12 protein-coding genes are annotated in these 21649 nt (G+C 68.6%); 1 reads left to right on the top strand and 11 read right to left on the bottom strand.

From position 1 onward, the window contains the following. Positions 1 to 362 precede the first annotated feature (362 nt). On the bottom strand, positions 363 to 7487 hold the full coding sequence (locus ACGF5U_RS11235) for an RHS repeat-associated core domain-containing protein (RefSeq protein WP_392716117.1): 7125 nt from the start codon (positions 7485 to 7487) through the stop codon (positions 363 to 365). A gap of 590 nt (positions 7488 to 8077) precedes the next feature. On the opposite strand from ACGF5U_RS11235, the gene ACGF5U_RS11240 reads away from it, so the two are divergent. After that, positions 8078 to 11242: a DNRLRE domain-containing protein gene (locus ACGF5U_RS11240; RefSeq protein WP_392716119.1), complete on the top strand. Its 3165-nt coding sequence runs from the start codon at positions 8078 to 8080 to the stop codon at positions 11240 to 11242. 80 nt (positions 11243 to 11322) lie between these two features. On the opposite strand, the gene ACGF5U_RS11245 is transcribed toward ACGF5U_RS11240, so the two are convergent. From ACGF5U_RS11245 to ACGF5U_RS11290, 10 genes are all read right to left on the bottom strand, one after another. Next, positions 11323 to 11916: a flavodoxin family protein gene (locus ACGF5U_RS11245; RefSeq protein WP_392716121.1), complete on the bottom strand. Its 594-nt coding sequence runs from the start codon at positions 11914 to 11916 to the stop codon at positions 11323 to 11325. A 74-nt stretch (positions 11917 to 11990) separates the two neighbouring features. Then, entirely contained in the window at positions 11991 to 13949 is a 1959-nt protein-coding gene (locus ACGF5U_RS11250; protein WP_392716123.1) for an AMP-dependent synthetase/ligase, read from the bottom strand. A gap of 370 nt (positions 13950 to 14319) precedes the next feature. Next, positions 14320 to 14916: a TetR/AcrR family transcriptional regulator gene (locus ACGF5U_RS11255; protein ID WP_392716261.1), complete on the bottom strand. Its 597-nt coding sequence runs from the start codon at positions 14914 to 14916 to the stop codon at positions 14320 to 14322. 211 nt (positions 14917 to 15127) lie between these two features. Next, complete coding sequence (locus ACGF5U_RS11260; protein ID WP_392716125.1) at positions 15128 to 16645, bottom strand: dicarboxylate/amino acid:cation symporter; 1518 nt, start codon at positions 16643 to 16645, stop codon at positions 15128 to 15130. Positions 16646 to 17086: 441 nt separating this feature from the next. Beyond that, complete coding sequence (locus tag ACGF5U_RS11265; protein WP_392716263.1) at positions 17087 to 17335, bottom strand: DUF4229 domain-containing protein; 249 nt, start codon at positions 17333 to 17335, stop codon at positions 17087 to 17089. A 116-nt stretch (positions 17336 to 17451) separates the two neighbouring features. Continuing rightward, the gene (locus tag ACGF5U_RS11270; protein WP_392716127.1) at positions 17452 to 17976 is read right to left on the bottom strand and encodes a GNAT family N-acetyltransferase; all 525 of its coding nucleotides are present in this window, start codon (positions 17974 to 17976) and stop codon (positions 17452 to 17454) included. An 18-nt stretch (positions 17977 to 17994) separates the two neighbouring features. Next, positions 17995 to 18648: a UdgX family uracil-DNA binding protein gene (locus ACGF5U_RS11275; RefSeq protein WP_392716129.1), complete on the bottom strand. Its 654-nt coding sequence runs from the start codon at positions 18646 to 18648 to the stop codon at positions 17995 to 17997. A gap of 176 nt (positions 18649 to 18824) precedes the next feature. Continuing rightward, on the bottom strand, positions 18825 to 19988 hold the full coding sequence (mqnE, locus tag ACGF5U_RS11280) for an aminofutalosine synthase MqnE (protein ID WP_392716265.1): 1164 nt from the start codon (positions 19986 to 19988) through the stop codon (positions 18825 to 18827). 249 nt (positions 19989 to 20237) lie between these two features. Beyond that, positions 20238 to 20693, bottom strand: a complete 456-nt coding sequence (locus tag ACGF5U_RS11285) for an Lrp/AsnC family transcriptional regulator (RefSeq protein WP_392716131.1) — start codon at positions 20691 to 20693, stop codon at positions 20238 to 20240. Positions 20694 to 20937: 244 nt separating this feature from the next. Beyond that, the gene (locus ACGF5U_RS11290; RefSeq protein WP_392716133.1) at positions 20938 to 21621 is read right to left on the bottom strand and encodes a UbiX family flavin prenyltransferase; all 684 of its coding nucleotides are present in this window, start codon (positions 21619 to 21621) and stop codon (positions 20938 to 20940) included. Positions 21622 to 21649 lie beyond the last annotated feature (28 nt).

Here is a 21649-nt window from a genome sequence, read left to right on the forward strand (position 1 = left end):
GCGAGAGAGAACATTCGTACCAGAGCTCTCCGAACATCCGGATCTCGATCGATTCGCTCCAGCGATTCCAGCCTCTCGGGAACGAGATCGATCGTGGCAATCCCCCCAGCATTCCGATCGTCAGCCGTCGCGAACAGCAGGAGGCATCGATACGCCCACACAACCCCTCCTCGCTCTTCGCGCATTAGTGGTCGAAGCGCAACGACACCTTCCCTGACCTGGCTGCGGAGCGCGTCGGCCGATGACCATCGCGTTGCCCAGCCCCGTTCCTCCGCCTCCGCTTGGATCGCCAGCAACATCTCGAAACTGATTTCACACACGCGGAAGTCTGGGTCCGTCAAACGGATCATTGACATCAGAAATTAATCCCCGTCGTAGACATCGATACGGATTCGCGTATTCGGATCGATGCGCCCGTTCCTGATTCTTGTTTGGAGCTCGTCCTTGCGGTGGTGACCACCAAGAATCGTGCCGTCACGCGAGACGAGGATGCCATCTCCTTCACCAGCTTTGTTGATGCTGTCCAGAAGCTCGTCATCGCTTAGCATTTCGTGATACCACTGCGAAGCCGGATCCCGGGTTCTCTGTCCATCTGTGTAATTGCCAATATCGCCAGCATTTTCGTGACGTGCAGATATCCCCGACCCGCCCGGCCCACAGTTCCTGCCGTTGCTGTTGTGAACCAGGACCGGAGTCTGCCCCGCCAGCACATAGTACGTGTGGAGGCCTGCGACCGTGAGGTTGTAGGTGTCCTGCTCTGCGCTGTACCGACGTGCCGCGATGACCTTGACGGCCACACCTGTTACAGAACGCACCGTCATGCCGGGCCGCAGCTCACCCGCATCGAGCCAAGCCCGCTCCGACTCCGACCAGAAGGGATGGTGGTCAGTTGCTGTGATCGTCGCGGGGCCTTCTTCAGTCGCGAACGTCACATCGACATACCACTTGTCATCACGAGTGAAGATGGTGGCTACAACGTCTTTGCCTTGCGCTTCGCCGGCTTCGGGATCGGTGGCAACAACCTTGTCCCCGGGTTCAAGCTCCTCAATAGGCTTGCTTGAGCCGTCCTCGAGAAGAACCTTGGTGCCGGCAACAAAGCTGTCGCACGACTTCACCACCTTCGAGATGCCCTTGAAGCCTTTGACAATCTTAAGGAGCGGAAAATCCAGTGCGGCCCATCCGCAACCGGCCGCACTACCACCCAGGCATTGCTTCCACGATTCGATATCGGGGGCAGCGACTTCAATGATTACCGCTGTCACTGCCTTGTCGAACGCCGACTGCTCATAAGAGACGAGGCCAAGCGCCTCAGCGGCCGCACAAAAGTCCTCTACTCCCTTTCCGAGGGAACACTTCCGCTCTGCCCACTTTCCCAGCCTGTCTCTCGCCTCGAACTGGGGAAGCTGCGCGTGCAATTCTTCGGCAGTCGGCACTTGGATCCCCTCTATCCAAGTACGCCCGTCTTCCTGCTTGATGTTCACCACTGAGGCGCTTCCGTCACCATTACCCTTGCTAGGGCTGCCGGTGCCGCCAGATCCCCCGCCGCCGTTCTGACTGGAGGCCGGATCCTTCGCCGGTGAATATGTGCCGTATGTCCCGTTACTGCCGGAGCAGTTGTGGGGATAGCAGCTCTCAAGACCCGTCGGGTCCATCTGATTGATCGGGTCACCGTTGGCGTAGATGTACCCGTTCATCTGCACCGGATTGGTGATGTCGATGACGGGGTCTGCCGAGATGAAACGGCCCGTCGAGGCGTCGTACTCGCGCGCGCCGATGTGAGTGAGGCCCGTGGTCGGGTCGTCTACGCCGGTGCCGAGGAAGCTGCGACGGCTTGCCCACGTGGAGGGTTCCGTGCCACGAGGGTTTCCGTAGGGGTCGAAGTAGCGGCGGGTGACTGCCTGACCTGCCGTCTGCTCGACCGACGTGGTGGCAGTGCTGTGGTGGTCGGTCAGAAAAACGGTGAGCTTGTGCCCCGTCGTCTTGCCGCCCGTGGAGCGAACCGTCGTCGGGGCACCGGGGTGGGTGTAGTAGCGCTGGGCCTCGACCGGTTGCCCACTGGTGCTGACCGTGATCTCGGCCTCGCCGAGGTAGAGGGTGCGAGTCGAGCCGTTGTCCTCGAGAAGTCGGTTGCCAGACGCGTCGTACAGGTACGTGACGTCGGCGGAGCCATTGCTGTCGGTATCGACCGACGTCAGCTTGTTCCTGCGGTCCCAGGACAAGGCCTGAGTGTCGCCGTCCAGCACACGCTGCGTGGTGTTACCGAAGGCGTCGTAGGCATACGTGGACTGGGACGTGACCGTCGAAGTCGCCGTCCGTTCGGTCGCTGTGACCTGGGTGAGAGTGTGCGGCTGGACTATAGGGGACGGCTGCGGTCCGTCCGGGAGCGTCGTGCCGTAGGTGTAGTCATGTTCGTCGTCCAGGGCCGGATCGGTCAGGTCGTGGACCGTCATCCGTGTGCGGTTGCCGATCGTGTCGAACGCGTACGAGTGCCAGTAGCCGCCGCCGTCGATGCTCGGCGAGAGATCGGATCGGAGTGGACCGGCTCCCTGCGCCGCCGAAGTCGTCGGGCAACTGGGCGTCAGCGCCGTCCAAGCGTGAGCCAGTCGGCCCATCGGGTCGTACGCGAAGCACTGGCGATCGACCCGCGTGGACGACTGCGCGTCCGTGATGGAGGTGATGTTGCCGACGGTGTCGTAGGCGTAGGTGAGCGACGAGAGCCTGCGCGGGTTGACGGTCTCGCGGTCTCTGATCGACTGCTCGAGGCGCCCGGTGTTCTCGTTGTAGAGGTTGGTCGTCCACACCCGGCGCGGTGCCTCGCCGGAAGCCGTGCGAAGGACCTCCCCGAACGGGCTGAGGCGCGTGTCCGAGGTGTACCAGGCCAGGCCCGACGTGGTGGTCGGTGAGCCCTCGCCGTCATAGCGGGTGATCACCCTTTCGGCCGCCAGGCCACCCGGAGTCGCCGGCAGCTCGACGGACTGGAGCTTCCCCGTGGGCGTGTAGGTGTTGGCGTAGGGGTACGAGCCCGCCAGGCCCGTCGTGAGCGGCGTGCTCGGGATGGTGGTCTTGGTGCCCGTCGGGCGGTACTCGCTGTCGTAGCCCGTGACTTCGGAGGTGAAGGCCGCGCCGCTGTGGTAGCGGGTGGACGCGACGGGGTAGCCCTTGGCGCCTGGCAGGGTATCGAACGACCACTTCGCGACAAGCGGGCCGGTCGCAGAGTCATCGCGCAGTTCGGTCTGGCGCCCCAGGACGTCGTACTCCGAGTACTGGGCACGGCCCTGGCTGTCCTTGGACCAGAGCAGCTGGTCGAGCACGGTGTAGCCGAAGGTCGCGGAGCCCATGTCGGGGTCGGTCGAGGCCGTCAGACGGCGCCTCGCGTCGTAGGTGTACGTCCACTTGTTGTTCTTGGCGTCGGTGACCCGCGTGAGGTTGCCACGCAGGTCGTACTGGTACGTGGTGTCGATCTGTGTGGTGAGGTCGAGGGCGGTGAAGTGTTGGATCTTCGCCGTCCGCCCCAGCGTGTCCGTCCACGTCTTGACCGCGCGGCTGCCCGACAGCGGGGTGAGGCCGTCGACGGACATGCCCGTGCGGGTCAACGACCAGTCACCCTCGTACCGGGCAGTCGTGGAGTGCTGAGCATCACCGGCGTACAGCGTCGTGGTGCGGACCGCGCGGCCGAGACCATCGTGAGTGATCTTGGCCGAGTTCGGCACGTCCGTGAGCGTCGCGGGAACGAAGATCTGCTTGTCCGGCTCGCCCTTGGCGTAGTAGCCGTTGTACGTCTCGCGGACGTTGCCGCTCTCGTCGTACTTGGTGTCGGTGATGACGCGGCCGCCACCCAGTGCCTCGACCTGGGTCTGGCGAGGGCGCAGCAGGCCGTCGTACAGGACGGTCGAGTCTTCGTACGTGCCGTTGTCTCGCAGGACGCGTGTGGTCACCGCCGGGACCGCGTTGCTCGCGACCTGATACTCGAAGGTCGCGGAAGCCTTGTCCGTGCCCTGCGTCCGGGACGCGGACCAGACATCGGTTACTCGGCCCAGTTCGTCGTAGCTGCTGGTCGTCTTCCGCCCGTTGGGGTCCGTGACGGACAGAACCGTGCCCCGGGCCGGATCCGTCACGGCGACGGAGCTGTGGCCCAACGCGTTGGTCACAGTGGTCCGGAAGGCCGGTCCTGTCGTGGGGCTGAAGAAGGTCGAAGTCGAGTTGTTCCCGGCATCTGTGACCTTCGTTGGACGGCCCAGCGCGTCGTACGTCGTCCGCCGCGACGTGACCCAACCGACTCCGTCAGCGTCAACGGTGTCGACCTGGAACGGGAGGCCCTTGACCGGAACAGTGCCGAAGGAGGCGAGGGCGTCGTAGGACGTACGGGTGTCGCTGATGACCTGGTCACCGGTCGCCGCAGCCGCCTGTCCACAGGACCCAACCGTCGTCCGGACGCGCTGTGGCAGGCCGATCAGGTTCTTGTCGACGCTGTGCACGTACGACGTCGTGGTGCAGGACTGGTCACTGATGGTCCAGCCACCGGAACCGTTCGGCGTGACAGCGAGTGTGTGAGTCTGGGTGGGCAGGCCGTAGGTGGCCTCGAACGTCGAGGCAGACCGGACCGTTCTCGTCCTGCCGCCGCTGATCGTCTGAATGGTGTCCGTGCGCGCGGTGCCCGTGCGGTAGGCCGTCAGCACCGGTAGCCCATCGCCCCGAATACGCGAGGCCGTCTTCTTGTCGTAAGGCCACGCCAGTTCCCGGGACGCGATGCTTCCGCCGACCTCGCTGTAGGTGATCGTCTCTGCCACGCGGCCCTGGTACGCCGACAGGTCATTGACCAGAGTCTCAGTGCCGGTCGCATCCTTCAAAAGGACCGCCGCGGTGCCGTTCTCACCGTGCATACCGCGGAAGTAGCGGGTGCGACTCTGCTGCCTCTTCGGCGGGTTCGGATAGCTGGAGGTGGGGGCGAGGCCCTTCGTCACGACGACGCTCGCATAGCCCCGCCACTGGTCGTACGTGCGCAGCTCAGCCTTGGAGAACTCGTCGGTGTTCTTCGCCCACGCAGCGCCGCCCTCGTAGGTGTACGTCGTGATGACGTCGGGCTGGGCGGCGACGCGATCCTTCTCGGTGATGCTGTTGACGACGTACTTGTTGAACCACTCCGGCGGCGCGGGAGGGACGCCGTCCTTGATGTTCTCGTCGGCGAACACGCCCGGGTCCTCGGCCCAGTAGACCGGATAGCAGCGGCTGGTGTTCGACTGCGGAGCTGGGTGGTCGGTCCCGACGGAACACGGATCGGAGTAGTCGATGTGGATCTCCCCGCCGGTCTCGGTGAGGATCCTCTCTACGCGCAGCCGGTCGAAGTCCGGGGCCTTCTCGTCACCGCGCTTGAGGACGCGGTTGGGCATGTCGTCTTTGTTCTTAAGGAACGTGACCGCCGGGAGGTCCTTGCTCTTCTGGTTCCCGAGCTCGTCCGTCTCCGTGCCGAAGCCGGTGCGGGTGATGGAGTGCAGCCAGAGCGGGGGGTGCGTGTCACCCCTGTTCTTGTGGAACTCGTGCTTCAGATCCCAGCGGTCGACCTTGGAGTGCGCGGTCGAGCCCAGGGTGCGCTGGCCGTAGCTCGTGACCGAGGCCAGCCGGATACGGCTCCAGAACGTGGGGGCGTAGACGTAGCAACCCTTGGTGCTGGGGCAGTTGAGCGTCGAGGGCGTGTCCCACCAGGGCTGCTTGTCCTCGTAGTTCTTCGACTCGAACTCGGTGTCGGAGCAGCTGACGGTGCCGACTTTCTCACAACGCTGGGCTACCTGGAGTGCGACCCTGCCCGCGTACGGACCCGACAGGTTCTCGGACCGCAGGCCGTAGAGGATCTGGGTCGGATGGCCGCCCCGGACGTAGGAGACGGCGTTGTCGTGCTTCTCGTTCTTGCCGTAGTGGTTCCTCTCCTGCGCCCAGTCGATGAGCATCGCGTTGCCGTGGACGTCCTCGACGTAGTCGAGGTTCCACCGCCACACCTGCGTGCAGGAGGAGGCGGCGTACGTCGCCTCGTGGCACGGCTCACCGCTGTGGTTACCGAAGACCGGGACGGTGAAGGTGGAGTTCGTGGGTGTTGTACGGCCGGGGAGGTTGTTCCTGCCGAACCAGTACTTCGTGCCGTCCCGGGTGGTGACGACCCAGTGCTCGCCGTCGTGGCCGGCGGTCTGCCCAGCCTTCGGAGTCCTGCCGTCCTTGGCCACGTACTCGACCTGGGACCCGTCGTCGGTGGCGGGGATCCACTTCTCACTGGTGTCGTCGTGTACGAGTTCGGTGGTGGATCCGCCCAGCGACATGACGAGGTTGTCACTGGCCCAGCACAGGTCGGACTTCTTCTTGTCGCTTTCGTTGGCGTTGTTGGGGCTGCCCTTGCGGTCGTCCGAGCAGCTACGGTAGCGGCGCTCCACGAATCCAGGGTTGTAGTCCCAGCCATCACCGAGCCAGGACGCCTGGCTGTTGGTGACCGAGGTGCGCCCGTCGACGGACTGGGATGAGTACGAGAGCGAGATCTGCGGTGCCGGGCCGGCCGGAGGTGCCGGTACGGAGAGCGGGTACGACCAGCTGAAGCCGCCGCCACTACCGCCCGCCGACCACGTTCCCGTCGCGGAGAGCGGGGTCGCCTTGTACGTGCCGGCCGCGCCGGATGCCTTGTCACGGCTGGCGAGGGCGACCGCGCCGCCGCCGCTCTGCGCGGTCAGGCCCTGAGGCTGGGCCGCGGCCGGGTCGATGGTCGCGCGGACGGTCTCGGTGGACGGATCGTTGTCGCTGGGGATGTCGACGGGGGTGCCGCACTCCGGCAGCTCGGGCGTCGTCAGGTAGCACTCGGGGAACTGGACGAGCTGGAGCCTGGTCGACCACTCGGTACCGAAGAGGTCCTTGAACGCGCCATAGTCGAGTTCGACATCGACCGGAGTGGAACCCGTCGCCGGAGGTGCCACTGTCAGTACGGTGCCGTCGACGCCGACCGCCTCGGTGGTCGCTCGCGGCTCCACCGTGACGTTCCAGGTCCCGGTCGGTGCCGGAGGGTCAGGCTCTGCCTCGGTGGGCGACGCCTGCCCGATGCGCACCGGCAGTGTGCCGGCCTGTACGAGTTCGCCGCCCGCGCTGTCCAGGTCGACGCTCACCGTGGCCGCCGGAGGCGGGGTCACGTGTGTGGGCGTGTACTCCGGCGGCGGCTCGGCCGGGGCGCCGGACCACTTGCTCAGCTCCGCGATCTTCGCCTCGTCCGGGGCTGCCGGGTCCTCCTGCTGCACGTCCGTCAGGACGACGCCGTCGCGCGGGTCGGGCGGCGGAACGGCCCATGCTTCGGCGGGAAGCAGCGTCGCCGTGAGAAGTGCGGAGAGTGCGATCCCGGTGCGGCGCGCGAAGGCGCGGCGAGCCGCACGTGCCTTCTTCGCGGACCGCGAGACGGGCCTGCGAAATAGCAGGTTCGCGCCCTCGGCTACGCCGAACGAACGCCCCGGACTGGACGAGGACATGTGACCCCCCACTTCCGCCGCAGGACACAGAAGAACGTGCCACCACAGGGAAATCGACAAATTGCCCGGCAATTGTGCCGGGGGAGCACACACAAAATCCACAGCCCCTAACGGGATGTGAGATCACTCACCACGCAGATCGGGTAATGCGTTAGATAAGGGAGTTGACTGACCATTACGTCATTCAGCAGAATTCAGGACGTACATATGGCAACCGCCTGAAGCCTCGATAAGAAGTCCCAAATAGGCTGTCCGTCTGGGTCAATTGGCCCTGAATGCACCACTTCGAGAGTCCCTCGAGAGGGGTTCTTGGTACAAGCAACCCTTGGCAACAGGGACGCTCCTGGGGTCGCCTCCGGTTCCCGGGCATCTACTGCCCTGCAGAAGTCACGTGACGAATCCGTGAAGATGGTTCATGCTCTGCTGGCACACATCTGTGTACGGCAGGGAATTCCGAGGGTAGCTCAGCATCCAGGCGCCCGCGGGGGGAAGGGAAAGTCGTGGACGCCTCGAAGGCTGCGGAAAGCACGGAGAATTTGCCACCCAGAAGGGGTACGGAGAAGAGCGAACCAGCCCTGTCCGTTGGTGAATTGAAGCGCCCGCGCAAACGGCGGCGTATCGCCGTGCTCGCGGCTCTCCTCGCGGTTGCCATCGCCGTCCCGGCCGGGGTTCACCTCGTCCGTGAGGACGCCGCCACGCCCGCCCCTCGCGCCGAGGCGAAGAGCGCCCCCGAGCGGACCGTCGACGCCGGCGAGGCCATCCGGCAGGCGAAGCGGACCGGCAAGGACGTCGTCGTCACCGACCGGCACACGCCGCACTCGACCACCTGGGCGCAACCGGACGGGCTGCTGCGGACCCGGACACACAGCGACACGATCCGCGCCAGGGTCGGTGACGGCTGGAAGCCCGTGGACACGACCCTGCGCCGCGTGGAGAACGGCTGGAGGCCCAAGGCGACCAACGTTCCGGTGGTGTTCAGCGCCGGGAACGCGGATGCCGCCATATCCGACGACGGCGGAGCCCGCGCCTCCCGCGCCGTCCTGCGCGCGCCCCTGGCCCCCGCTGACGCGCCGGCCTGGACCGAGCTGGTACGCCTGAGCAGCGGCGGTCACGAGCTCGTCGTCAGCTGGCCCGGCCCGCTGCCCGCTCCGGTCGTCGACGGCCCGCGAGCCCTCTACGAGAACGTCCGCCCCGGCATCGACCTGCTGCTGACCGCCCGCGACGGCGGCTACTCGCACGTGCTGGTCGTGCACAGCCGCCAGGCCGCCGACGACCCGCTGCTGGACCGGCTCCAGTACCGGCTGGCCTCCCCCACCCTGGACTTCGCCCTCGACGCCACCACCCATGTGGTCAGCGCTCGGAACGCGGCCGGTCAGGAGGTGGCCTCCGCGCCGACCCCGTACCTGTGGGACTCGGCGGGCACCGTGAAGGCCACCCTCGGCGAACCGGCGCCCACCCCGGACCCGGCCCTGAAGGGAACCGCGCTCGCGCTGCCCGGTCTGGCCGGTCCGCAGCCCGGCAGCCACGACGCGGCGCTGGGTGCGACGTTCGACGACAGCACGGGAACGCTCGGCCTCGCCGTGAACGCGAAGAAGCTCGCCGACCCTGACGTGGTCTACCCCGTCTTCATCGACCCGTCCTTCACCGGCCGCAAGCTGAACTGGACGCTGCTGTACCAGAAGTACCCGAGCTCCAGTTTCTACAACGGGCAGAACTTCAACGACGGTACGAACGACGCCCGCGTCGGCTACGAGTCGACCACCGGCGGCCTGTCGCGTTCGGTGTTCACCTTCGAGTTCGGGTCCCAGCTGCACTCGGCCAACATCAAGTCGGCTTCGTTCCGCGCTCTGCAGACCTATTCCTGGGGCTGTTCCGCCCGCCAGTACAACCTGTACCTCACGGGCACGATCTCCAGCTCCAGCACCTGGAACAACCAGCCGTCGTGGACGCGCGTGCTGTCGAGCCAGACGAACGGGCACGGATACCGCTCCGACACCTGCCCCGACAAGTGGATCGCCATGGACATCAGGTCCGCGGCCCAGGAGGCGGCCACGGGTAAGTGGTCGAAGTTGACCCTCGGCCTGCGCGCCGCGAACGAGAGCGATGCGGCCGCCTGGAAGAAGTTCCTGGCGAACGGTGAGAGTTCACCGTCCATCGAGGTGATCCACAATGTGCCTCCGAACGAGCCCGTCGCCTCCGCCATGAAGATGACGCCGGGGACCACCTGTGACGCCGTCAGCCCCTTCCCTGTCGTGGGCAAGACGGATCTCATCTTCTCGGTCACCGGATCCGACAAGGACAACAACCTCGCCTACGTCAACCTGTACATCTGGCCCACTGGTGACACCGCCAATCCTGTCGTCAACAGGAACTACGCGCCTAACAGCTCAGGGACGATCAACCCTGGTTTCACCTGGGACAAGTTCACCCACGGCAAGACCTACAGCTGGACCGCCCGCACCATCGACACCGACGGCTACCCCTCCGCCTGGGGGCCGACCGGGACCACGGCCCACTGTCAGTTCACCGTCGACCACACCGTTCCCACACCGCCCGAGGTGACCTCGACCGCCTTCCCCGAGCCGGGACCGGACGGCGACGTCTGGTCCCCCGGTCGGTTCGGCGTGACCGGCACGTTCACCTTCACGGGCGTCCCCGCGGACGCCGTGAAGGAGTTCCAGTACAGCTTCAACACCGCGTACGACCGGAAGATCACCGCGACGAACAACAAGGCGACCACACCGGCCATCAAGCCGCCCCACGCCGGGCCGAGCGTGCTCTACGTGCGGTCCGTCGACGCCGCAGGCAACATCTCCTCGGCGACCAAATACGTCTTCTACGTCTCGCCGCCGCCGATCCTGGACTATCCCGGTGACGTCACCGGCGACAACGTGGCCGACGTCTACACGGTCAACCCGAAGGGCAACCTGGAGCTGTACGCCAAGACCCAGGGCACCGACCGCTTCCACGCCTCCATGGAGGAGACCGCCTACGAAGCGACCGACGGCGGCAAGGTCACCAAGCTGGAGGACGGCTACTGGACCGGCGCGCTGATCACCCACAACGGTGACTGGCTGCCGGGCGACGGCATCCAGGACCTGGTGGCGCGCATGGGCGACGGCAAGCTGTACGTGTACCCGGGCGACGGCTATGGCGGGTTCAACGTCAAGGAGCGGCGTCACATCCTGCTTCCCGCCGGGGCGCCCGCGGCGAGCGGTCTGCGACAGATCCTGTCCGTCGGCGACGTCACCGGGGACGGCCGCCCCGACATGGTCGCCGTCTCCGGCGGGACCCTGTGGGCGTTCACCGGGTACTCGGGCGTCAGCTTCACCAAGGCGACGCAGCTGACCGGTGAGGACTGGACGCAGCGCGATGTCGTGCAGGTCGCCCATCTCGCCGGTGACGGCACGGCCGATCTCGTGTACCGGGACGCCACCAACGGGCAGCTCTACCTCCGGTACGGCAAGCCGGCCACGGGCGGCGGGCTGGACTTCGCCTCGCTGGCCACCAAGGCGGCGTCCGGCGGACAGCTCGACACGTACGGCAACGCCGGCTTCACCCGTACCGCGCTGCCCATCCTCACCGGCACGCCCGACGTGACCGGTGACGGCATCCCCGAGGTGTGGGGGCTGTGGTCCAACGGCGACGTCCGCGTCTGGCCGGGCGGTCCCATCGGCCTCAACGGATCCACCGCCTTCTACGTCGTCAAGGACACCGTGAAGACCACCTGGCTCGGCCACACCGCCATCGGCTGACGGCCGGGCGCCTGGCCAAGGCGACGGCCCCGTCCGCACGCTCGCGGACGGGGCCGTCGCCTGTCTCTTCCGGAGGCGGCCTAGCCGAGCGCCGCCTCTTCCCGCTCCCGTACGCCGGTGAGGAACGCGTCCGCCTCCGCCAGCGCCGCGCTGTCGGCGAGGACCTGGCCCGGGGCGCTGCCGTTGCCGAGCAGCGCGCCGCCCCAACGCATGCCCATGTAGGAGGCCGTGTTCCGCAGGGCGCCGATCATCGGCTCGGCGACCGTCCGGTCGCTCTCCGACAGGGCGGACACCGCCCACAGGGTCTTGCCGGCCATCCGGGCCTTGAAGTCCAGGCCCGGTACGCGCATCCAGCCGGACCAGTGGTCCAGGTAGTGCTTGGCCGGTGTGGACAGGCTGTACCAGTACAGGGGCGAGGCGATCACCAGGTCGGTGGCCTCCAGGGTGGCGTCGAGCAGTGCCCCGGCGTGGCCCTCGGGCCACGGGTAGCGGCCGTCGCCGCTGTGCCGGACGTCCGCGAACTCGGGCAGCGGCAGTTCGGTCAGCCGCAGCCACTCCTGCCGTACTCCCGGCGGGAGTTGCGCCGCCGCTCGCCGGGTCAGCTGCTCGGTGTTGCCGTCCGTGCGCGTACTCGCCAGCAGGAAGAGGACCTTCCGGTCCGCCGCACCAGTCATCACGACTCCGACTCCTCGACTACGTCGTCGGCGCAGGCCGCCGACGGATCACGACAACCGGTTCGGCCCCCGGTTCATTCCGGAGCCTGCCTCCGGTCGTACAGCGCCTCGATGTCGGCGGCGAAGTCGCGGAGTACCGCCGCGCGTCTGAGTTTCAGGGACGGGGTGAGGTGGCCGGTCTGCTCGGTGAACTCGGTCGGCAGGACACGGAACCTGCGGATGGATTCGGCGCGGGAGACGAGGCGGTTGGCGTCGTCGACGGCGCGTTGCAGGGCCGCGACGAGGTCCTCGTCGTGGACCAGGTCGCGGAGCGGGATGCCGTCCTTCTTCTTCATACGGCGCCAGTGCGCGAGGCCGTCCGGTTCCAGGGTGATGAGTGCGGTGATGTACGGGCGGTTGTCGCCGAGCACCATGCACTGGCCGACGAGCGGGTGGGCGCGGAGCCAGTCCTCCAGCGGGGCGGGGGTGACGTTCTTGCCGCCCGTCGTGATGAGGATGTCCTTCTTGCGGCCCGTGATCGTCAGGTAGCCGTCCTCGTCCAGTGCGCCCAGGTCGCCGGTGGGCAGCCAGCCGTCGGGGGCGGCGTCCGGGGCGGGTTCGCCGCGTTCGGCGTCCCAGTAGCCGGTGAAGACGTGGCCGCCCCGCAGCATGACCTCCCCGTCGTCGGCGATCCGTACGGATGTGCCCGGCAGGGGCCAGCCGACGGTGCCGAGGCGGGGCTTGAGCGGCGGGGTCAGGGTGGAAGCGGCGGTGGTCTCCGTCAGCCCGTACCCCTCGAAGATCTCGATGCCGGCGCCCGCGTAGAAGGAGGCCAGGCGCCGTCCGAGGGGCGACCCGCCGCAGATCGCGTACCGGACGCGGCCGCCGAGCGCCGCCCGGATGCGGCGGTAGACGAGCGGGTCGTACAGCGCCCGCGCGGCCTTCAGCGGCAGGGAGGGGCCGGGCCCCGTGCCGTGTTCGGCGGCCTCCAGCGCCTCGCCGTACCGCCGGGCGATGTTCGCCGCCCGGTCGAAGGACGACGCCCGGCCCATCTTCTCGGCGGTCGCCCTGCCGGTGTTGAAGACCTTCTCCAGTACGTACGGGATGGCGACCAGGAACGTCGGCCGGAATCCCGCGAGATCGGCGAGCAGGTCCTCGGTCCGGATCGAGGGCGCGTGGCCCAGGCGTACGCGCGCCCGGAGGCAGGCGATGGCGACCATCCGGCCGAGGACGTGGGAGAGCGGCAGGAAGAGGAGGGTGGAGGCGGGGTCCTTGCTCACCGCCTTGAAGACCGGGTGGAGGAGCTCGACCGCGTTGTCGACCTCGGCGAAGAAGTTGCCGTGCGTGAGGACGCAGCCCTTGGGGCGGCCGGTGGTGCCCGAGGTGTAGACGAGGGTGGCGATCGAGTCCGGTGACAGCCCGGACCTGCGGGCGATGACGACCTCGTCCGGGACGTCCCTGCCCGAGCGGCGCAGCGTGTCGACGGCGCCGGTGTCGAACGCCCACAGGTGGGCGAGGCCGGGGAGCCCGCGGCGTTCGGTGCTGATGAGGCGGGCCTGGTCCTTGTCCTCCACGACGCACGCGGCGGCGCCGGAGTCCTGGAGTATCCAGCGGGCCTGGAACGCGGACGACGTCGGGTAGAGGGGGACGGTGATCAGCCCGGCGGCCCAGGCCGCGAAGTCCAGGAGCGTCCATTCGTACGTCGTACGCGCCATGATGGCCAGCCGGTCGCCGGGGCGCAGCCCCTCCGCGACCAGCCCCTTGGCGACGGCGAGCACGTCGGCGGCGAAGGCCGCGGCCGTCATGTCCGTCCATGCGCCGCCTTCGCCCGCGCGGCTGATGACCGGATCGGCCGGGGCCTGGCGTGCGTTGTCGAAGGGGATGTCGGCGAGGGAGCCGGACGTGACGGGCGGGACGAGTGCGGGTACGGAGACCTCGCGCACCATGCCGTCCACACGGGTCCGCTGCGGCGGGACGGGTGCGGGGGGTGAGCTGGACGGGGCGGGTGGGGTCGATCCGGGGGGTGTGGCCTTTCCGGGTGTTTCGACGGTCATGTGCGGCTCCTTGACGTGAGGGGCGTCGTGCGGGCCGGGTGCTGACGTGCGACTGGGAGAGGGGAGGGCGGAGGGGAAAGGGCGGAGAGGGAAGGGGGAAAGGGGGAAAGGGGGAAGGGGCGGAGGGACGGAGGGACGGAGGTGGGGGGGAAGGGGCGAAGGGACGGAGGTGGGAGAAGGAAGGGGGAAGGAAGAGGGAAAGGGTGCGGGGCTGTGCGTCGTGTCGTACGGGATCGCCGTAACGGCCATGGAACCGTCCGGCCCGTTCCTGACCTCCAAGTAACCTTACTCAGCGGTAAATCTAGGGCCGGGTACGGCGCCACGACAATGGGCCGTCGCCATCTGCACGTTGTTCACACAGGGACGCGGATCAGCGGGACGGCGACCAGCGGTCCCCGCCCAGGAGGCCGCCGAGCCCCGTCCAGGCGAAGTTCATCAGCGTCGCGGCCGCTTCCTTGGCGGTGACGCCCTCGGTGTCGTTGGCCCATGCGGCAAGCGACTCGGCCGCGCCCACCAGCGCCTGCGCGAGCCCCGCCACGTCCCGGTCGGCGAACTCCGGGTCCTGGTGCGCCTCCCGGGCCGCCGCGCCGATCAGCACGGTGACGAAGGCGACCATCTCGTCCCGCATCGCCGCCACCTCGGCGGCGAACGGCTCGCCGTGCGTACGGGCCTGGCGGTGCAGCACCGCCCAGGCGTCCGGGTGTTCGGCGGTGTGCGTGAAGAACGCGATGAGCCCCGCCCACAGCTGCCGGTCCGCCGGCTGGCCCGGCTCCCGCTCGACTCCGGCCCGTACGGCGGCGATCAGCGCGGCGGCCTCGCGCCGGATGCACGCGGTGAAGAGGTCGTCCTTGGAGTTGAGGTACAGATAGACCAACGGCTTCGACACGCCCGCGAGTTCCGCGATCTCGTCCATCGAAGCGGCCCGGTAGCCACGCCTCCCGAAGGTCCGTACGGCGGCGTCCAGCATCTGCCGTTCGCGCACTGCCCGGGGCAGGCGCTTCGCTCTCGTCTCCACCGCGGCTCTCTCCTCGTACTCGGGGCCGTGCGTCCGGCCTCCGGCCGTCCGTAGCCTAGGCCGATCCGCCGAACACGCGTGCCCCCCGCCGTGGTTCACGGCAGGGGGCAAGGGGCAGGGGCATGGGGGACGGAGCGGGCGGCCGCGTGTGGCGGCTCGCGCCTCAGGCCCCGACCGGCACCGTGACCTTCTGCTCGGCCTCGCGCACGTCGGCGTCAGCGTCGGCGTCGATGTCGGCGTCAGCGTCGGCGTCGATGTCGGCGTCGATGTCGTCGACCGGGGACGCCGACGCCCTGTTGTACGCGTCGAGGTCGAGGATCTTCTCACGGGCGGCGACCACGACCGGGACCAGCGCCTGGCCGGCGACGTTCGTGGCGGTCCGGATCATGTCGAGGACCGGGTCGATCGCCATGAGCAGACCGACGCCCTCCAGGGGCAGGCCCAGTGTGGAGAGGGTCAGGGTCAGCATGACCGTCGCACCGGTCAGACCGGCGGTGGCGGCCGAGCCGATGACCGAGACGAAGGCGATCAGCAGGTAGTCGCCGATGCCGAGCTGGACGTCGAAGATCTGCGCGATGAAGATCGCCGCGAGGGCCGGGTAGATCGCGGCGCAGCCGTCCATCTTCGTCGTCGCGCCGAACGGCACCGCGAAGCTGGTGTACTCCTTCGGCACACCGAGCCGCTCGGTGACCTTGACCGTGACCGGCATCGTGCCGACGGACGACCGGGACACGAAGGCCAGCTGGATGGCGGGCCAGGCGCCCTTGAAGAACTGGAGCGGGTTGACCTTGGCGACGGTCGCCAGCAGCAGCGGGTAGACGCCGAACATCACGATCGCGCAGCCGATGTAGACGTCGGCGGTGAACGTGGCGTACTTGCCGATGAGGTCCCAGCCGTAGTCGGCGATGGCGTAGCCGATCAGGCCGACGGTGCCCAGCGGCGCGAGGCGGATGACCCACCACAGCGCCTTCTGGAGCAGCTGGAGGACGGACTCGCTGAGGGTGAGGATCGGCTGGGCCTTCTCGCCGAGCTGCAGGGCCGCGATACCGGCGACGGCGGCCATGAAGACGATCTGGAGGACGTTCAGCTCGGTGAAGGGCGTGATCACGTCCGTCGGGACGATGCCGGTGAGGAAGTCCAGCCAGGAGCCCGCGTGCTCGGGCTTCTTGCCGTCCTTCGGCGTGAGGCCGGTGCCGGCACCCGGATCGGTGAGGAGACCGATCGCGAGACCGATGGCGACGGCGATCAACGACGTGATCATGAACCAGAGCAGCGTGCGGGTGGCCAGCCTGGCGGCGTTGTTGACCTTCCGCAGGTTGGTGATGGACACCACGATCGCGAAGAAGACGAGCGGGGCGACGGCCAGCTTCAGCAGCTGGACGAAGATGTGGCCCACCTTGTCGAGGGTGGTGTAGAGCCACTGGACCTCGTAACTGCGGGTGATCCAGCCGAGGATCACACCGAGGACGAGACCGGCGATTATCTGGGCCCAGAACGGGACCTTGGGGACGGCAACGCGGCGCGCGGACACGGACACACTCCAGTAGTGCGCGAGGGTGAGGTACGGGGAAGGGGGTGCGGCGCCCGCGCGTGGGGGCGGCGCCGCGGCAGGATGCCGGGTCGAGACTGGCTCAGACCTCGCGGCAACAGACCGCGGACATACACCGGCAGAGGTCGACATGCAGGCGCGCCACGAGCGGGACGCTCGCGGTTCCATGGCGGGGGCGCACTGCGATGTTCATGCCGAGCACGTTAACACTTGAACTTTGAGAACCTCAAAGCCGTTCTTTGAGAGCCTGACGCGGCTTCGTGCCTTCGAAAACGTCAACACCCCGGCCCGGAGCGGTCGCTCCGGCACCGGGGTGCGCGAGAGGGGGGAGGGGGTACGGGCGGGTGTGAGGAACCTTACGAGGGCACCCCCGGGTCCCGGCCCGGGGTGCCCGCCGTCCCGATGGCGGCTCAGGAGGGCTTCGCCGTCCCGTGAATCCCAGGGTGGCCGTCCCGTGAATCCCAGGGTGCCCGCCGCCCCGATGAGTCCCAGGGTGCCCGCCGCCCCGTTGGGGGCTCAGGGCGTCGCCGTCCCGATGGACAGGGCGACCCGCCGCCCCGCTTCGTCAGGGTGTTACGCGAGGTCCTCGCGCGAACGGTTGGCCTCCAGGCGCGCCTTCGCGCTGCCGACCTTCTCCACGATCTGCTCGGACATGGCGTCGCGCTGCCTGCGGAGCAGGACGAAGCTGAGCGGCGCCGAGATCACGATCGCCAGGAGCAGCACCCACAGCAGGTTCGAGTCGCCGAGGCCGCGCGGCAGCGCGCCCACGTACACGAGGCCCCACAGCACGAAGAAGCAGCCGGCGAAGATGCCGAAGCGCATCAGCGTGTACCGGATGGTGGCGCTCGTCCTGGAGGCAACGGACACGGCGGGGCCTCTTCCTTCTTCTCTCGACGTACGACGGTCCTGCCCGACTAGTGAAGCACGTGGCGTTTCGATCACTTCAGGGGGAGCAGCATGAAGATGTCGTCCCGGTCGTCGCCGTCGGCGACGCGTATCGCGCCCGGTACGCGCCCGACCTCCTTGTAGCCGCAGGAGGCGTAGAAGCCCTCCAGGCCGAGGCCGCCCCGGCAGGTGAGCCGGATGGCGTCGATCCCGTCGAAGCCGCGCACCGCGTCCGCCGCCGCGGCCATGAGGTCCCGGCCGTACCCCTTGCCCTGGTGGCGGGGGTGGACCATCACCGTGTAGAGCCACACCCAGTGGCGCATCAGCCGGTGCGTGTTGAACGTGACGAACGCGGTGGCGGCGACGGCGCCGTCCTCGTCGTAGCCGGCCACCAGCCGCATCCGGCCCTCGGCCATCCCGGCCAGGTGCTTGACCCACTGGGGTCTGATGTCGTCGCTGGTCACGGGCGGTACGAAGCCGACGGCTCCGCCCGCGTTGGAGACGTCCGTCCACAGCGCGAGGACGCCGTCGCGCAGGGCGGGGTCGGCCTTCGGGTCGAGTACGAAGTTCAGCGGCATGCCCCGACGATAATCGGCTCAGCCGAGCGCCTCGGCGGCTATCCGCAGGTCGGACACCAGGCCCGCGTAGACGGCGTCGCGGTCGTCGGCGCGCAGCACCGCCGACGGATGGATGGTGGCCACCAGGCACTCGCCGCGCTCCTCGTACGGCAGGAGCACGCCCCGCTGCTTCGTCACCCGGAACGACGAGCCGAGCAGCGCCTTCCCGGCGGTGGCGCCGAGCGCGACGACGACCTCGGGGTCCACGCGGTCCATCTCGGCGTCGAGCCAGGGTTTGCAGGCGCCCATCTCGCGGAGGCTGGGCGCCTTGTGGATGCGGCGCTTGCCGCGCTCGGGGACGAGCTCGAACTTGAAGTGCTTCACCGCGTTGGTGATGTACGTGTCGTCGGGGTCGATCCCGGACTCCTCCAGCGCCCGGGTCAGCACCCGCCCGGCAGGCCCGACGAACGGCCTGCCCTGCCGGTCCTCCTGGTCGCCCGGCTGCTCGCCGATGAGCAGCACGCGCGCGTGCGCGTTGCCCGCGCCGAAGACGGTCTGCGTGGCGTCCCGGTGCAGCGGGCAGCCCCGGCACCCGGCGGCGGCGTCCCGCAGCGCCTCGATGCCGCCGCGCTCCGGTACGAACGGTGTGGCGGTGTACGCGTCCTCGGGCGCGGCCCCGCTCCTGGTGGCCATGCGCGCCGGGTACCCCGCCGGGCCCCCGATACCCCGTCGGCTCGCCGTACCCCCGGCCCCGCTGCCTCCGGCCCCGCTGCCTCCGGGCCGCCGACGCCCCCCGGTAGCCCCAGCCCCGGCACCGCCGGGGGGGGGTACCCGGGCGCGGGCGGGCACGCCCGGTGCGCCCGCAGGTGTCAGAGGCGCATCGGCTGGGGGGACTCGCGGCGGTCGGCGTCGGGGCCCGGGTACTCCCGGATGACCTCGTACCGGGTGTTCCGCTCGACCGGGCGGAACCCGGCGTCGCGGATGAGCTCCAGCAGGTCGTCACGCGTCAGCTTGTTCGGCGTGCCGTAGTTGTCCGCGTCGTGCGTGATCTTGTACTCGACCACCGAGCCGTCCATGTCGTCGGCGCCGTGCTGGAGGGCTAGCTGCGCGGTCTGCACGCCGTGCATCACCCAGAACACCTTGACGTGCTGGACGTTGTCGAACAGCAGCCGGGAGACCGCGAAGGTCTTCAGGGCCTCCGCGCCGGTCGCCATCGACGTGCGGGCCTGGAGCCTGTTGCGGACCTTGCCGTCCTTCATGTCCACGAAGTCGTGCTGGTAGCGCAGCGGGATGAAGACCTGGAAGCCGCCGGTCTCGTCCTGGAGCTCGCGCAGCCGCAGCACGTGGTCGACGCGGTGGCGGGGCTCCTCGATGTGCCCGTACAGCATCGTGGACGGGGTCTTGAGCCCCTTCTCGTGCGCGAGGCGGTGGATCCGGGACCAGTCCTCCCAGTGGGTGCGGTGGTCCACGATGTGCTGGCGGACCTCCCAGTCGAAGATCTCGGCGCCGCCGCCGGTCAGCGACTCCAGACCGGCGTCGATCAGCTCGTCGAGGATCTCCGACGCCGTCATGCCGGAGATGGTCTCGAAGTGGTGGATCTCCGTCGCCGTGAACGCCTTCAGCGAGACGTTCGGCAGGGCCTTCTTCAGCTCGCGCAGCGACCGCGGGTAGTACCGCCAGGGGAGGTTGGGGTGGAGTCCGTTGACGATGTGGAGCTCGGTGAGGTTCTCGTTCTCCATCGCCTTGGCGAGGCGGACTGCCTCCTCGATGCGCATCGTGTACGCGTCCTTCTCGCCCGGCTTGCGCTGGAACGAGCAGTACGCGCACGACGCCGTGCACACGTTCGTCATGTTGAGGTGGCGGTTGACGTTGAAGTGGACGACGTCACCGTTCTTGCGGGTGCGCACCTCGTGCGCGAGGCCGCCGAGCCAGGCCAGGTCGTCCGACTCGTAGAGGGCGATGCCGTCCTCGCGGGTGAGCCGCTCCCCGGACCGGACCTTCTCCTCCAGCTCGCGCTTGAGCCCCGCGTCCATCGAGCCGCCTCCCATATGCCAAATGTCTGCATGTCTGCCAACCGGACCCCACCACCGTACTCCCCCGTGTCCCGCGCCCTCGGGGCGGAGGGACCTCGCGCCGACCCGCCGCCGGAGAGCCGGTCGGGGCGGAGGGACCTCGCGCCGACCCGCCGCCGGAGAGCCGCGCAGGCTTCCCGCCGGCTTTCCGGTCCGACTCCCGCCGACTCCCCGCCGGAGACCCGCCGACGCCCCGCCCGGGGGCCCGTGTCAGGGCTGTTCGGGCAGCTCGCCGACGCGGTTCTCCCACTTGGTGGAGAGCACGATCGTCGTACGGGTACGGGAGACGCCCTTCGTGCCGGACAGCCGGCGGATCGTCTTCTCCAGCCCGTCGACATCGCTGGCGCGCACCTTGAGCATGTACGAGTCGTCGCCGGCGATGAACCAGCAGTCCTCGATCTCGGCGAGGTCGCGCAGACGGCGCGCGACGTCCTCGTGGTCGGCGGCGTCGGAGAGCGAGATGCCGATCAGCGCGGTGACGCCGAGGCCGAGCGACGCGGCGTCGACGGTGGCGCGGTACCCGGTGATGACGCCGGCCGCTTCGAGGCGGTTGATGCGGTCGGTGACGGAGGGCCCGGAGAGCCCGACGAGCCGGCCGAGCTCGGCGTACGAGGCCCTGCCGTTCTCCCGCAGGGCCTGGATGAGCTGCCTATCCACGGCGTCCATATACCTGAAGCCTTCCATTATTCAGCAATACCGCGTGTTTGAGTGTAGAAACTAAGACATGCAGGGCTGGTTCCCTGTGAACCTTGCACCGCCGCGCGCGCCGCCACGCCTGCCGCCGCGACCAAGCGGCACCGACCGGCCCGACCGACTCGACCGACTCGACCGGCCTGACCGACTCGACCGACTCGACCGACTCGACCGACTCGACCAGCCCGACCCGCTCACCCGGCGCGCCACCGGCCGGTCAATCCTCCCGGGAGCCACCGAGCTCTCCCTTCCACCGGCGGTACAGCTCGTGCGGCACCCCTGCCGCGTCGAGCACCCGCCCCGCGACGAAGTCCACCAGATCCTGGATATGCGTCGCTCCGGCGTAGAACGCGGGAGAGGCGGGCAGCACGACAGCGCCCGCCTCGTCCAGGGTCACCAGATGGCGGAGGGTCTGCCCGTTCAACGGGGTCTCCCGTACCGCCAGGACCAACGCCCGCCGCTCCTTCAGCGTCACGCTGGCCACCCGCTGGAGCAGGTCCTTCGACAGTCCCAGCGCCACCCCGGCCACACACGCCGTCGACGCGGGCACGATCAGCATCCCCTTCACGGGGTACGAGCCCGATGACGGCCCGGCGGCCAGGTCACCCGCCGCCCAGTACCGGACGTCCGCGAGGTCGTCGAGGCCCACGTCGAACGTCCGGGGCTTGCCGTCCGCGCCACGGCCGAGCCACTCCCGCAGGTCCTCGCGCCAGTGGGCGTCCCGGAAGGCGATGCCCGTCTCGTCCAGCAGCGTCAGCCGCGACGCCCGCGACACCACCAGGTCCACGCTCTCGCCCGCGGCGAGCAGCCCGCGCAGCACGGAGGCCGCGTACGGCGTCCCGGACGCCCCCGAAACCCCGACGACCCACGGACGACGCACTGCTTCCACCGGCTGTTCCACGCCGCTGAGCCTATCCGGCCTTCGAGGT

It is taken from the genome of Streptomyces sp. NPDC047886 (assembly GCF_043204435.1).
Classification (GTDB): Bacteria; Actinomycetota; Actinomycetes; order Streptomycetales; family Streptomycetaceae; genus Streptomyces.

Excerpts from the sequence above, each read along its gene's own strand:
- ACGF5U_RS11260 (WP_392716125.1), bottom strand. The coding sequence starts at position 16,645 with ATGTCGACCTCTGCCGGTGTATGTCCGCGGTCTGTTGCCGCGAGGTCT.
- ACGF5U_RS11255 (WP_392716261.1), bottom strand. The coding sequence starts at position 14,916 with ATGCTGGACGCCGCCGTACGGACCTTCGGGAGGCGTGGCTACCGGGCC.
- ACGF5U_RS11235 (WP_392716117.1), bottom strand. The coding sequence starts at position 7,487 with ATGTCCTCGTCCAGTCCGGGGCGTTCGTTCGGCGTAGCCGAGGGCGCG.
- ACGF5U_RS11275 (WP_392716129.1), bottom strand. The coding sequence starts at position 18,648 with ATGGCCACCAGGAGCGGGGCCGCGCCCGAGGACGCGTACACCGCCACA.
- ACGF5U_RS11265 (WP_392716263.1), bottom strand. The coding sequence starts at position 17,335 with ATGCGCTTCGGCATCTTCGCCGGCTGCTTCTTCGTGCTGTGGGGCCTC.
- ACGF5U_RS11250 (WP_392716123.1), bottom strand. The coding sequence starts at position 13,949 with ATGACCGTCGAAACACCCGGAAAGGCCACACCCCCCGGATCGACCCCA.
- ACGF5U_RS11270 (WP_392716127.1), bottom strand. The coding sequence starts at position 17,976 with ATGCCGCTGAACTTCGTACTCGACCCGAAGGCCGACCCCGCCCTGCGC.
- mqnE (WP_392716265.1), bottom strand. The coding sequence starts at position 19,988 with ATGGACGCGGGGCTCAAGCGCGAGCTGGAGGAGAAGGTCCGGTCCGGG.
- ACGF5U_RS11245 (WP_392716121.1), bottom strand. The coding sequence starts at position 11,916 with ATGACTGGTGCGGCGGACCGGAAGGTCCTCTTCCTGCTGGCGAGTACG.
- ACGF5U_RS11285 (WP_392716131.1), bottom strand. The coding sequence starts at position 20,693 with ATGGACGCCGTGGATAGGCAGCTCATCCAGGCCCTGCGGGAGAACGGC.